12 protein-coding genes are annotated in these 14,212 nt (G+C 36.3%); 11 read left to right on the top strand and 1 reads right to left on the bottom strand.

Translation table 11 applies throughout. From position 1 onward, the window contains the following. The first annotated feature begins 48 nt into the window (after positions 1 to 48). The 8 genes from G7Y57_RS06195 to tsf all read left to right on the top strand — a co-directional run bounded on the left by G7Y57_RS06195 (position 49) and on the right by tsf (position 8,097). Complete coding sequence (locus G7Y57_RS06195; RefSeq protein ID WP_165021337.1) at positions 49 to 1,626, top strand: sensor histidine kinase; 1,578 nt, start codon at positions 49 to 51, stop codon at positions 1,624 to 1,626. Between the two features lie 43 nt (positions 1,627 to 1,669). After that, the gene (locus G7Y57_RS06190) at positions 1,670 to 2,386 is read left to right on the top strand and encodes a response regulator transcription factor (protein ID WP_165021336.1); all 717 of its coding nucleotides are present in this window, start codon (positions 1,670 to 1,672) and stop codon (positions 2,384 to 2,386) included. 102 nt (positions 2,387 to 2,488) lie between these two features. Then, positions 2,489 to 3,283 (top strand): thymidylate synthase, encoded by a 795-nt coding sequence (locus tag G7Y57_RS06185; RefSeq protein WP_165021335.1) that lies wholly within the window; start codon positions 2,489 to 2,491, stop codon positions 3,281 to 3,283. Between the two features lie 26 nt (positions 3,284 to 3,309). After that, complete coding sequence (locus tag G7Y57_RS06180) at positions 3,310 to 5,043, top strand: LIC_10190 family membrane protein (protein WP_165021334.1); 1,734 nt, start codon at positions 3,310 to 3,312, stop codon at positions 5,041 to 5,043. A 223-nt stretch (positions 5,044 to 5,266) separates the two neighbouring features. After that, positions 5,267 to 5,722, top strand: a complete 456-nt coding sequence (rplM, locus tag G7Y57_RS06175; protein ID WP_165021333.1) for a 50S ribosomal protein L13 — start codon at positions 5,267 to 5,269, stop codon at positions 5,720 to 5,722. A gap of 6 nt (positions 5,723 to 5,728) precedes the next feature. Beyond that, a complete protein-coding gene (gene rpsI, locus G7Y57_RS06170; RefSeq protein ID WP_165021332.1) occupies positions 5,729 to 6,115 on the top strand; it encodes a 30S ribosomal protein S9 in 387 nt (128 codons plus the stop codon). A gap of 193 nt (positions 6,116 to 6,308) precedes the next feature. Further along, entirely contained in the window at positions 6,309 to 7,157 is an 849-nt protein-coding gene (rpsB, locus tag G7Y57_RS06165) for a 30S ribosomal protein S2 (protein ID WP_165021331.1), read from the top strand. A 115-nt stretch (positions 7,158 to 7,272) separates the two neighbouring features. Next, entirely contained in the window at positions 7,273 to 8,097 is an 825-nt protein-coding gene (gene tsf, locus G7Y57_RS06160; RefSeq protein ID WP_165021330.1) for a translation elongation factor Ts, read from the top strand. A 72-nt stretch (positions 8,098 to 8,169) separates the two neighbouring features. Here tsf and G7Y57_RS06155 read toward each other — a convergent pair whose 3' ends face one another. After that, positions 8,170 to 10,491, bottom strand: coding sequence for a TonB-dependent receptor (locus G7Y57_RS06155; RefSeq protein ID WP_165021329.1), 2,322 nt, complete (start codon positions 10,489 to 10,491; stop codon positions 8,170 to 8,172). Between the two features lie 150 nt (positions 10,492 to 10,641). On the opposite strand from G7Y57_RS06155, the gene yaaA reads away from it, so the two are divergent. The 3 genes from yaaA (at position 10,642) to G7Y57_RS06140 (ending at position 14,182) form a co-directional block, all read left to right on the top strand. After that, the gene (gene yaaA / locus G7Y57_RS06150; protein ID WP_165021328.1) at positions 10,642 to 11,403 is read left to right on the top strand and encodes a peroxide stress protein YaaA; all 762 of its coding nucleotides are present in this window, start codon (positions 10,642 to 10,644) and stop codon (positions 11,401 to 11,403) included. A 76-nt stretch (positions 11,404 to 11,479) separates the two neighbouring features. After that, complete coding sequence (gene gpmA, locus G7Y57_RS06145) at positions 11,480 to 12,226, top strand: 2,3-diphosphoglycerate-dependent phosphoglycerate mutase (RefSeq protein ID WP_165021327.1); 747 nt, start codon at positions 11,480 to 11,482, stop codon at positions 12,224 to 12,226. Between the two features lie 186 nt (positions 12,227 to 12,412). Beyond that, entirely contained in the window at positions 12,413 to 14,182 is a 1,770-nt protein-coding gene (locus G7Y57_RS06140; RefSeq protein ID WP_165021326.1) for an alpha-L-rhamnosidase C-terminal domain-containing protein, read from the top strand. Positions 14,183 to 14,212: the final 30 nt, after the last annotated feature.

Here is a 14,212-nt window from a genome sequence, read left to right as displayed (position 1 = left end):
AGAGGTATATCCATCTCATCGGTAGTAGGTTATAAAGGCTATTAAAAAATGAAGAAATCAACAATATGGATACTTGCAATTATAATGGCTATTGCGTTCTTCGGTTTATTATACTTACAGATTACGTATCTCCGCACATCGGTTAGACTGAGGAGTGATCAATTTGATGAAGCAATAAACAGAAGCTTGTACCAGATATCGAGAAATCTGGAACTTGATCAAACAAAGAAATATCTCGATGAAGCGTTCCTTGAAAAGCAAAAAAATCAGTCGGCTTACAACAGATCTCTATCTCGGAGTAACCAGTTGGAAGAAGAAATTGTAACTTATAATCAGAAGGTAAACGGAAAAGTGACTGCCCCTGATGGTATGGAATTGCAAGTAGAATACAATCTATCGCAAACCATACAAACCAAACCGACTAAACCTGTATTTCAATCGCCAAACAAAAGCGGAACAAATGCTATATCCAAAACGTTTGTTGATATGCAGGAAGAGCAGAAGAAAAGATATCTCAACGAGAGGGAGAACTTAAATGATGTTATCAACAAAATATTGAATACATCAAGCAATGTTCCCATCGAAGAGAGGATCAATTTCAAAACACTCGAAAACAATATAAGAAACGAAATAAAGCATAATGGCATAGAGTTGCCATTTCAATATGAAATAGTAGATAAGAACGATAAACCTATTTATAGGCAGGCACGATTCTCGGATCAGGATAAGAATGCGGTATATACACAAGTTCTGTTTCCAAACGATTCGCCGGATAAGCTAACCTATCTTAAGGTCTATTTCCCGACCAAGGGAGACTACCTCTTTAGCGAGGTTTCATTCCTGGTACCAGCACTTTTATTTACCTTCATATTACTTGTTACATTTATAATTATTATCTTTATCACCTTCCGTCAGAAGCGCTTATCTGAAATGAAGAACGATTTCATGAATAATATGACTCATGAGTTAAAGACTCCGGTGTCGACGATATCGCTCGCTGCGCAAATGCTAAAAGACGGATCGATAACCAAATCACCTGAGGTTTTTAAACATATATCGGGTGTGATAAATGATGAGACCGAACGGCTGAGCTTCCAAGTGGAAAAGGTGCTTCAAATGTCTCTTTTTGAGAAACAAAAAGCAACTTTAAAACTTAAAGAACTAGATGCTAACGATATCGTAGTAACCGTAGCGAATACATTTCAGTTAAAAGTGGAAAAATTCGGCGGAAATCTCGATATTGATCTACAAGCTACCGAATCGGCAATATATGCAGACAAGATGCATTTTACAAATGTTCTGTTTAATCTACTCGACAATGCAGTAAAATACAGGAGGGAGGATCAGCCATTAGAGCTAATGATAAGAACATGGAACAGCAATAATAAGCTATTAATATCCGTAGAAGACAACGGAATAGGAATAAAAAAAGAATATGTAAAAAAGATTTTCGATCGCTTCTATCGTGTATCAACCGGTAATCGCCACGATGTAAAAGGCTTTGGGCTAGGGTTGGCATATGTTAAGAAAATAATCGAAGAACATAAAGGCTCTATAAAAGCAGAAAGTGATTTAAATAAAGGAACTAAATTTATAATAAACTTACCTACTATAAAAGAAAAATGACTAATTAATTACTGATTTAAAAAAACGCAAATAAAGAGATGTTATGGAAGAAAAATTGAAATTATTTTTATGTGAAGACGACGAAAATCTTGGTATGTTGCTAAGAGAATATCTTCAAGCGAAAGGATATGATACTGATCTATTCATTGATGGCGAAGTCGGATATAAAGGATTTGTAAAAGAAAAATATGATCTGTGTATCTTAGATGTAATGATGCCTAAAAAAGACGGTATTACCTTAGTTAAAGAGATCAGAGCTATAAATACAGAGATTCCTATTATATTTTTGACTGCCAAGAATATGAAAGACGATATCTTAGAAGGATTCAAAGCAGGTGCTGATGATTATATAACAAAACCATTCAGCATGGAAGAGCTTGTTCTTCGTATCGAGGCTATTTTCCGTCGCGTAAAAGGAAAAAGAACTAAGGAACAACAAGTGTATCAGTTTAGCAATATGCAGTTCGATACTCAAAAACAAATTTTGACTATCAACGGCGAAAGCACTAAATTGACTACTAAAGAAGCTGAACTTCTTGGCCTTTTATGTGCTCATGCTAACGATATATTGGAACGTAATCATGCCCTTAAGCAAATATGGGTAGATGACAACTATTTCAATGCACGAAGCATGGACGTATATATCACTAAGTTGCGTAAACTGTTGAAGCCGGCACCTAGTATCGAAATCATTAACATACATGGTAAAGGTTACAAACTTATCGCTCCTGTAAGTGAAGAAGCTGAGGGCGCTGAATAAAGCTAAATCCGAACAACAGATAGAAAGCTATACTTGAATCAAAAAGTATAGCTTTCGTTTTTTTTATATACCTTTGAAGCTAGAAAAATAGCAATAAAATATATGAAACAATATCACGACCTTCTTAAGCGAGTTTTAGCTGAAGGAACAGAAAAAAGCGACAGAACAGGTACAGGCACCATTAGTGTTTTCGGGCATCAGAGCAGATATAATTTAGCTGATGGATTTCCTGTTATTACAACAAAAAAATTACATCTGAAGTCTATTATATATGAACTCCTATGGTTTTTGGCAGGAGATACGAATATAAAATACCTGCAAGATAATGGTGTACGTATATGGAACGAATGGGCTGATGAAAATGGGGATCTCGGTCATATCTACGGTTATCAGTGGAGATCGTGGCCCGACTATAATGGCGGTCATATAGATCAGATAACAGAGGTTGTAAACACCATTAAGAACAATCCCGACTCGCGACGAATAATTGTAAATGCATGGAATGTTGCTGATATACCGAATATGAAGCTTCCTCCATGTCATGCTTTCTTTCAGTTCTATGTAGCTGATGGAAAACTTAGTTTACAACTCTATCAACGTAGTGCCGATATATTTCTAGGTGTACCATTCAATATTGCATCATATGCTCTGTTACTTAAAATGATGGCACAAGTGACAGGATTACAAGCCGGCGAGTTTGTACATACCTTAGGCGATGCGCACATATATACTAATCATCTGGAACAAGTAGAATTACAATTATCTCGTGAATTACGCCCACTTCCTGAAATGATTTTAAATCCTGATGTGAAAAGCATTTTTGATTTTAAATATGAAGATTTTACTCTCGAAGGATATGATCCACACCCACACATAAAAGGGGAAGTTGCTGTATAAAGGTCTATTAAGAGGTAAACATTAAGATGATAGCATTTATTTTAGCTTGGATTACAATATCCTTTGTACTGGTAACATGGGGTGAGATATTTCTCTCAATATATAATAAACTTTGCAAACAGTCGGAACAATATAATTTAATCGATAAACTTTTACTCGGCTTATCACTACTTATTATTCCGCTATCTGTATGGTCATTGTGGCTACCGTCTAATCATTATTTTCTTTTCGTAAGTACAGGTATTAGTATTGCCTATTGGTTTGTAAGAAGGAAATATCTACAAAAACAGATAAAAAAATTTAAGTCGCAAATAAAGGAATTATCTAAGTTAGAATTGGGCATTATAATACTAGCAATAATGATTATATTGTGCTCATCACTCTGGGTCGAAGGAGTGTTCGACTCTGTATTTTATCACCATCAGAATATACGGTGGAACGAACAATATTCGGTTGTTCCCGGACTGGGCAACTTGGACGATCGGTTTGCTTTCAACTCTAACTATTTATTAATTAGCGCAATGTTCACCTTTAGGTTCTTATTTGGTGAAGCTATATATCCCCTTCAATCGTGCGTGCTGATCTTTTTCGTCTTTTGGATTTTTCATGAGCTTTTCACATCTAAATATGAAATCAAAAGAACTATTTTACTCTTTTCTTTTGTTTTGTTCTATTTTGTAAATATAAAATTTCTGCTCGATACATCAACCGATATATTGCCTAATCTTATCGCATATTATCTAATTGCTAAAATTATACTCTATCCCGATTTTATAAAAAAGAATTATTTACTTGGACTGGCTGCGCCCATATTTGCAATCACCTGTAAATTATCCATTGCTCCTTTTATTCTAATAAGCGGATACATATTATTTCGCCTAGTAAAAGAAAGGAATTATCGCCCGTTATTTTTTGCTCTGGCGATAACCTTACTCATAGTCACTCCTTGGCTGATAAGAAACGTCATCCTGTCCGGATATCTTATATATCCTTTTTCTGGAATCGATTTATTCTCTTTCGATTGGAAAATACCTGCACACATTGGAATAAAACAACAAGAATACATAAAACACATAGGCGATCACTTCTTCAATGCCGTAATTCTACATCCCGCTGCTAAGTCCAGAGACCCTCTATGGATAAATCTTTTAACTACTTTTATTTATATTCTGACTACAATATCGCTTATAACAGCCAGCATAAACTTATGGATAAGAAGGAAACAAATCGAAATATCTGCCTACATTGTTTTTGGGGTAATCTGCATAATTCTGATAACATGGTTTATGAACGGCCCGGATGCCAGATTCGCACATGGAATACTAGCTGCCGCCATCATGACCGGAGGTGCAAGTTTCTTCCTAACAAACAAACGTGATATTCAGACACCAAAACTAAGCGTATGTATTATATCGTTATTCCTTATTTTATCTGCAGGATGGTCTGCCAAACGCACACAAGACAAGTATACAACACTTACCGAAGTGGAAACAAATAGAGAGCGACCGTTTTCCAGTATAATATACCGCCCATATCCTTATGATATTTATCTCGGAATTAACAGAAATACACATTTCAAACCTTACTCACTAAACAACGGTATCATTATATACATAAGTTCATCCTATCACACATACGACATGCTCCCAGCCTCAACGGAAATGGGAGATGCAGGCAAGTTATGCAACTACAAGTGCCTAGAAGCACGAGGCCATTCGCTACAAGATGGCTTCAGATTAAAAGTTGAATGTAAAGATTAATAGACACATAAAAACCCAAAAGGCAGATTTATATTACATTTTAGCTATTATTCTTTGTTAATTCGCCAAAAAATTGTAATTTTGCGAGCCGATTATTACGAAATAAAACGTAAACATTTGGTTTATAAAACATTATCGCTCTGTTCATACCCCTTAGTTTAAAACAGAAAGATATAGATGAGTGAACCAAAAAAAGTCATTAACCAAATTAATTTTTAAGTAAGTGGATACTTTAAGTTATAAGACCATTTCAGCGAACAAAGCAACCGTAACCAAAGAGTGGGTTGTGATTGACGCATCGGGCCAGACTTTAGGACGCCTAGCATCTAAAGTGGCAAAACTTCTGAGAGGGAAGTATAAACCAAACTACACACCACACGTAGACTGTGGAGATAATGTAGTTATCATCAACGCAGAAAAAGTTGTTCTAACTGGTAACAAATGGACAGATCGTGAATATCTTAGATATACAGGATATCCTGGAGGTCAAAGATCTATGACTCCTGCCGTATTGTTAGAAAAGGGAGCTGATCGCTTGATGGAAAAAGTTGTAAAAGGGATGTTGCCTAAGAATCGTCTTGGTGCTGCTCTTCTTAGAAATCTTCATGTTTATGCAGGAACAGAGCACAAACACGAGGCTCAACAACCAAAAGTAATAGATATTAACTCTCTTAAATAATCATTAATGGAAGTAGTAAATGCAATAGGAAGACGTAAAGCTGCTGTAGCTCGCGTATTCGTAAGCGAAGGAACCGGAAAAATTGTTATCAACAAACGTGAGCTTGACAATTACTTCCCTTCAACTATTCTTCAGTATGTAGTAAAGCAACCGCTAAATACATTAGCTGTTCTTGAAAAATACGACATCAAAATTAACCTAAAAGGTGGTGGATATAAAGGACAAGCAGAAGCTGCTCGCCTTGGTATCGCTCGTGCTTTGGTTAAGATCAATGCTGAAGATAAGCCTGCTCTAAGAGCTGAAGGATTTATGACTCGCGACCCTCGTGTTGTTGAACGTAAAAAACCGGGACAACCTGGAGCAAGAAAGAAATTTCAATTCTCAAAACGTTAATTTGGATATTTTATCCGGTCAACAGTCGATGGCACTTGTTGCTTAAAGATTTTAGATTGGTAATAAATAATGATGAGTCGGCGCTCATCGCAAAAGTTACGTTTAGTATCTAAATTGCCGGGACTTCTAAATAAAAGAGCTACCCGACAATTCGTGAACAGAAAAAGAAAGTAAACGAATTAAAAAACTAAAAATGGCAAAATTAGAATTCGATCAATTATTAGACGCAGGTGTACACTTTGGTCACTTAAAAAGAAAGTGGAATCCGGCTATGGCTCCTTATATTTTCATGGAGCGTAATGGCATTCATATTATTGATCTTTATAAGACAATCGCAAAAACTGAAGATGCAGCTGCTGCACTAAGACAGATTGCAAAATCAGGAAAAAAGATATTGTTTGTTGCAACTAAGAAACAAGCAAAACACGTAGTATCAGAATTAGCACTATCTGTAAACATGCCTTACGTTTGCGAACGCTGGCCAGGTGGTATGTTGACAAACTTCCCTACAATCCGTAAGGCTGTAAAGAAAATGTCAACTATCGACAAAATGATTAAAGACGGTACATTCGATACTCTATCTAAAAGAGAAAAACTTCAAGTTACTCGTCAACGTGCTAAATTGGAAAAAACTTTAGGTTCTATCCAAGATCTTACACGTCTTCCATCTGCTCTATTTGTAGTAGACATCATGAAAGAACACATCGCTGTAAGAGAAGCTAATCGCCTTGGTATACCTGTATTTGCTATGGTAGATACAAACTCTGATCCAAGCGGTATTGACTTCGTAATTCCTGCGAATGACGATGCATCTAAATCTATCGAAATAATCATTTCAAGCCTTTGCGATTCTATCAAAGAAGGATTGGAAGAAAGAAAAATCGAGAAAGCAGATTCTAACGCAGCTGAATCGCAAGACGATGCACCTAAAAGAGAGCGTAAAGCTAGAACAGGTGCAAAGAAAGAGCGTGTAGCTAAAGAAGATGAAGAAGCAATCAACGCTGCTGTAGCAAGTAAATTTGCTAAAGAAGACGAAGAATAATAATAATTGAAAAGCTAAGAGTTAATCTCCTAAGAGTTATTTATTCTTAGAAGATTAATTCTTGGCTTTTCTTTTTTCAAGACGTATAATTATAAACTTTAAAATATAAAAAGATATGGCAGTTACTATGGCTGATATCCAAAACCTGAGAAAAAGAACAGGTGCTGGAATGATGGATTGTAAAAGTGCTTTGAATGAAGCAGAAGGTGATTTTGATAAAGCAATCGAAATAATTCGTAAAAAAGGACAAGCTTTCGCTGCAAAACGTGGTGATCGTGAAGCATCTGAAGGATGTGTTCTTGCAGCTGCAAATGGCGATTATGCAGCTATTGTAGCTTTGAAATGCGAAACTGACTTCGTTGCTATAAACTCTGAATTCGTAGGATTAACTACTTCTATTCTTGACGCTGTAATGGCTAACAAGCCTGCTGATGTAGATGCATTGAATGCTATACAACTTGAGGGTCGCAACATTGCAGACCTGATAGTAGACAGAATGGGTATTACAGGCGAAAAAATGGAAATCGGTGCTTACGAACAAATCACTGCTCCATCTGTAGTTGCTTACGTTCATCCAGGTAACAAACTTGCTACAATCGTAGGATTCAACAAACCTAATGTTGATGAGCAAGTAGGAAAAGATATCGCGATGCAAATTGCTGCAATGAATCCGGTAGGATTAACATCAGACGAAGTATCGGAAGAAATCAAAGAAAGAGAATTAAACCTTGCAAAAGAAAAAGCTCGCGAAGCTGGTAAACCAGAAAACTTGCTTGAAAGAATTGCTGAAGGTGCATTAACTAAATTCTACAAAGAATTTACTCTTCTTCAACAAGATTTTGTAAAGAACCCTAAACAAACAATCGCTCAATATCTTGCAGCTCAAGATAAAGATTTGACTGTTGTTGCTTTCAAACGTTTCACATTGAACGCTGAATAAGAACCTAAGATTCTATAATATAAAAGCCTGCTATAATTACTATAGCAGGCTTTTTCGTTATATATATAAGTCTTACTTCTTTGTTCCTGACATTATTCCCGAATCCGAATCATCATTATTCAATCGTTTATTAGCAGATTTGAATTGACGCCCAAAGTTGATATTACAAGAGAAACTGACAAAGAACATTGGAGCAATATTATCAGTTGCTACCTGTGATACACTAGGTGTTAGCGCTGAATAATTGACACTCTTCGTCGAATAAGTTTTCTCAAACGGATTAATTGCACCTAACATTAAAGACCAATTCGGTTTATTATAACCAGCAGTCAATATATGAATACGTTCTCCTCCATTGAGAGATTCCCCCCAAAACCAATCTTGTCTGGTTCTCATCTCCGCATTTAACACCCAGTTCTTATAATTGGCGGTGAGGGATGCCCTAAAATACGAATTTGTATAAGTATGTGTATAATTATTGCCGTTGCTTATAAATCGTCTTACGCCCGGAGTTATCGCCAATGATATATAATCTTTCAACGGACGAAGCTTAAATGTAACTTCCGTACTCAAACGATGAAAGCTTCTCTGATTCTCATTCGTTTGAATAAACTTGCCGCTCTCAAATAACACTTCACTCATTACCGGCTGGTGGTCGTAATTGTAGTTGGCAAATAGCTCTACACCAAAGATACCCTTATTGTAGCCTATCGTAAGATTATTAGACAAATACCAAACAGACTTGAGGTTAGGATTACCACGACGGATTTGTAATGAATCTATAGCCTGCTCAACATTATTCATATCTGATAAAGAGGGTGCATAACTCGAAATATAACCATTGTAACGAATAAAGGTCTTATCGTTGATATTATATGCCACACGTAATGTGGGGCGCAGGAAATATGTAGTAACATCATTATCTGCCTGCTTATAATAGATACGTGAACCGCCTAAACCTAAAGTATAACTAAATTTCTTTTTCTTAAACTGGTATTCAACGTATGCGAAACTCTCGGCAAAATTCATGCTCACCTCTGCATCAGCTGTGCCCGAATACTTGTTATCGGTATAACTTTGACTATGCCTTATACCAGTCGATAATTTAGACTCTTTATACGATTTCTCATAAATACCCTCGGCAATCAAAGAATACTTATCTCCTACAACATTTGAAAAAATATCTGTAATAAGATCTTCATTGCGATGCTCCTGATAAAACCTTGTATTCTTAGAATCGATATAAGTACCCACCACATTAAAGATGATTAATTGATCATTCTTCAAATTACGTTGATAGTACAGATCGAGTGAAGGTGCATTTGCTGTTGATGAAGACTGATCGCTAATAGTAAGAGGATCGGGATTATTCGATGTATGTATCTGACCCACTTTATTGGTAAACGAATGTGGTGTATCGTCCCAATTATATCTAAAAGCAGCATTAAAGTAATACTTATCTTGCTCTACAAGGCTATAATTCAAAAGTGTATTCAATGTTTTATCTTTAAACTTTGTAGGAAGCCCTTCTTCTAACCGTTGTAAAGCAGGCTTATCCGGAAATACAAATGTTTCGTCATTCTCTCTTGTCCAATGGATAGCACGATAATTATAGAAAGCATTCATAGTAAACTCTGATTTCTTGTGATTGGCTTTAGCAGAAAAATGATCTTCGGCAAAACCTACGTCACTTATACCATTCATCAGATTAGTAGAAATATTGCCTCCCGACTCTTTTCTACGGGTAATATAATCTATAACAGCCGCAACTCCCCCACCGTAACGTAATCCGGGATCATCGTGAAATTCAATACGGATAATATCCTCAGGGCGAATAGATACAATATCATTAATTTGCGCAAGAACGCCATTGATACGAAGCTGCACCTCTCCTCCCCCCGAAATATTTATTTTATTATTTACAGGATCAATATATAAACGGGGAAGTTGTAAATTTTGAAGCAGATTCACACCATTCGTAGATACTTTCAACTGCGCTTCGGTTGGCATAATAACTTGTCGGTCTACTTTCCTTATCACCGAATTTCCATTTACTGTCACATCACCAAGCGATACATCTGATGTTTGTAAGGTAACATTACCAACATTTACATCTTTTCCGGATTTAGATACGGGAATACATTTCTTTTCATATCCTACATAAGAAGCTGTCAATAGATAATCTCCATCGGGAATGTTATCAAAAACGAAGTATCCTTTTTCATCGGAAGCTATTCCTTTTACGAATGTCGAATCTTTATGTAACAGAGCAATGTTCGTAAATTCGATAGGACTCGATGTTGATAGATCAACTGCTGTTCCTGATATTTTAGACTGTGCAAATGCAAATTGCACATAGAATAGGATAATTAGGGTTAGTAAGGCGAATTTCATAATGTAATATTTTAGAATTTACATATATGACGCAACAGGCGCAGATTTCGTTACACGAAAACGACACTATTTATTATTCGCACTCTGCATATCGTGTTAAACAGCTATCAACCTGCTATTTATTTTTGTATATTTACAATAAAAACAAATATGATAATTACTCTTTCGCCTGCTAAAATATTGGATTTCAAATCTCCTGTCTCTATCAAAGAGAGTTCTCAACCTCTTTTTGTAAAGAAAGCGCACGAACTAAACGATATTTTGAAAGATTTATCAAGAGAAGACATTTCGGATTTAATGAAAATAAATCCGAAACAAACAATGGATGTATATCAGTATATACACTCATTCGATCTGGCAAAAACACCAAAGAAACAAGCAGCATTCGCTTACAACGGAATAGCATATCAGGGTTTGGAACCCGAAACCTTAACTACTAATGATTTTGACTTTGCACAAAAACACTTGCTTATTTTATCTGGACTGTATGGAGTCTTGCGCCCACTCGATATAATAAAACCTTATCGACTGGAGTTACAAAGCCCGCTCGATAACCCAAAAGGGAAAACATTATATAACTATTGGTCCGATACAATTACTCAATATATGAGTAAACAACTTTTAGCTGACGATAATATATGGGTTAATCTGTCATCGAACGAATATACAAAAGCAGTGGATCGTAAGAAACTACCTAAAGGTTGCAGAATCATAACACCTTTATTTAAAGAACATGATGGAAATAAATATAAGCAGGTAATAGTATATGCGAAAAAAGCACGGGGCATGATGGCACGATTCATCGTTCAAAATAAGTTGACCGACATAGAGCATCTGAAAGCATTCGACACGGAAGGATATTCGTTTGCACCACAACTATCAAGCGACAAGGAATGGATATTTATTCGTTAAACAGGTCTTGTTTTTTCATCAAATTTGAATAACTTTGTATAGCAGAAAGAATAACAATTTTAATATAAAATAGAAAATGAAAAAAGTAGTATTAATTCGCCACGGTGAAAGCACTTGGAACAAAGAGAACCGTTTTACAGGTTGGACTGATGTAGACTTAACTGAAAATGGTGTACAAGAAGCTATCAAAGCAGGTAAATTGCTTAAAAAAGAAGGTTTCAAATTCGAAAAAGCATATACTTCTTACTTGAAAAGAGCTAATAAAACATTGAATACAATCTTAGACCAAATGGATTTAGATTGGGTTCCTGTTGAAAAATCTTGGCGTTTGAACGAGAAACATTATGGTATGCTTCAAGGATTGAACAAAGCTGAAACCGCTGAGAAATACGGTGACGAGCAAGTTCTTATCTGGAGACGTAGCTACGATGTACCTCCTACTCCGCTTGATGCTAACGACCCTCGTTCACCTTATCTAGACCCTAGATATAAAGGTGTCGACAAAAAAGATCTTCCTCTTACAGAAGCATTGAAAGACACTGTGGATAGAATACTTCCATACTGGAACGATACTATTTTCCCTTCATTGAAAGATCACAACGAAATTATTGTTGCTGCTCACGGTAACAGCCTTCGTGGTATCATCAAACATTTAAAGAACATCTCTGATGAAGATATCGTTTCGTTGAACTTGCCAACGGCAGTTCCTTACGTATTCGAATTTGACGAAAACAACAATCTTGTTAAAGATTATTTCTTGGGCGATCCTGAAGAAATCAAAGCTCTGATGGATGCTGTTGCAAATCAAGGAAAGAAAAAATAAGAATTTTATTCTATATGAAAAAGGTTGCCCGATGGGACAACCTTTTTTTATGTTCTTACTCTACATTCGTATCATCCATGTGTCATTTTTTCAACTACTAATATCAATTAATACAGTAACAAAACTGCATTATATATTACTTTTGTTGTGATTAATCAGTTGCTAACCCCATTTAAAATCAGTATCATGAAAATACGTACATCGATTAGAATAACATTTGTTTTACTTTTGTTATTTTCTTCTACCAATATATACTCACAAAAACTCCCTCCCGTATTTACTAACAGCCAAAGTGATAAAGCACAACCATCTTCTCTCACCCGCTCGTATATATCTCCGACCCGAATAGTATGGATGAAATCAGACGGAGGAGCATCTATTCAGAACGAAGATCTTTTATTGCGGGAAGGGAACGGCCAAGCAGACTTATCAAATAACCCGACATGTATTCTAAAAAGTGACAGCACAGATCACCCTGCTATTGTTTTAGATTTTGGCAAAGAAATACATGGTGGCATGCAATTTATCACTGGTAGAACCAGTACCGGAAAACCGATCAAAATGCGTGTTCGCTTAGGTGAATCCGTTAGTGAAGTAATGAGCGATATTGGAGAAAAAGGAGCCACTAACGACCATGCCATCAGAGATCGGATTATAGACGTTCCATTACTAGGGAATATCGAAATAGGGAATTCGGGATTTAGATTTGTTCGTATCGATTTGGTTGAAAATAAAGCTGAGTTACAATTAAAAGAAGCAAGAGCTATACTTATCTATCAGGACATTCCTTATCTGGGTTCTTTCAATAGCAGTGACGACTTATTGAATAATATATGGTTAACAGGAGCATACACCGTTCACCTGAATATGCAGGACTATCTATGGGATGGTATAAAACGCGATCGCTTGGTTTGGGCAGGAGATATGCATCCCGAAGTATCTACAATAAATGCAGTATTCGGATACAACGATGTTGTACCCAAATCGTTAGATTTGAATAGAGATTTAACCCCTTTGTCCAACTGGATTAATGGCATCAGTTCATATTCGATGTGGTGGGTTATCATGCACAAAGACTGGTATATGCATCATGCCGATTTGAAATATCTGAAAGAGCAGAGAGCATATCTTATACCACTTCTTCGTCAATTATGCTCTATGATCGATGAAGAAGGTGTCGAAAAGTTGAACGGCTGGCGTTTTATGGATTGGCCTTCAAGCGAAAATCAAGAAGCTATACACGGTGGCTTACAGGCATTAATGGTATGGTCTTTGTCTGCCGGTAAAGATATGTGCCTTATTCTAAATGAAAAGGAAACTGCTAAAGAATGCGAAGAAGCTATTAACAAGTTAAAGAAACATATACCCGAAACAAATAATTCGAAACAAGCAGCAGCCTTATTATCGATTGTAGATTTAATTACCCCTACACAAGGAAATAGTGTTGTAACCAATAATGGCGTGCACGATTTCTCCACATTCTATGGGTATTATATGCTACAAGCAATGGCAAAAGCCGACAATTACGATGAAGCTATTGACTATATCCGCCAATATTGGGGTGGCATGCTAAGCATTGGTGCTACAACATTCTGGGAAGACTTTAATATTGATTGGCTTGAGAACGCTTCTCCGATAGATGCGCCGGTACAAGCAGGCAAAAAAGATATACACGGAGATTATGGAAATTACTGTTATGTCGGCTTACGCCATAGCCTTTGTCATGGATGGGCCTCAGGTCCGACCGCATGGTTAACAGAACATGTACTAGGTATCCAAGTGATCGAAGCTGGCTGTAAAACAATAAGGATAGAACCTCATTTGGGCAATCTCGAATTTGCAGAAGGCTCCTTCCCTACACCTTACGGGCTTGTAAAAGTGAAACATACAAAAGATGTAAATGGAAAAATAACATCTAAAATCGATGCACCTAAAGGAGTCAAAATCATTAAATAAATTAGGAAAATAAAAATAATACGTCTATCT

The organism is Dysgonomonas sp. ZJ279, from assembly GCF_011039205.1.
In the GTDB taxonomy this organism is placed as follows: domain Bacteria; phylum Bacteroidota; class Bacteroidia; order Bacteroidales; family Dysgonomonadaceae; genus Dysgonomonas.
The sequence above is the reverse complement of the archived record's forward strand: the minus strand, read 5'-3'. Positions and strand labels throughout refer to the sequence as shown.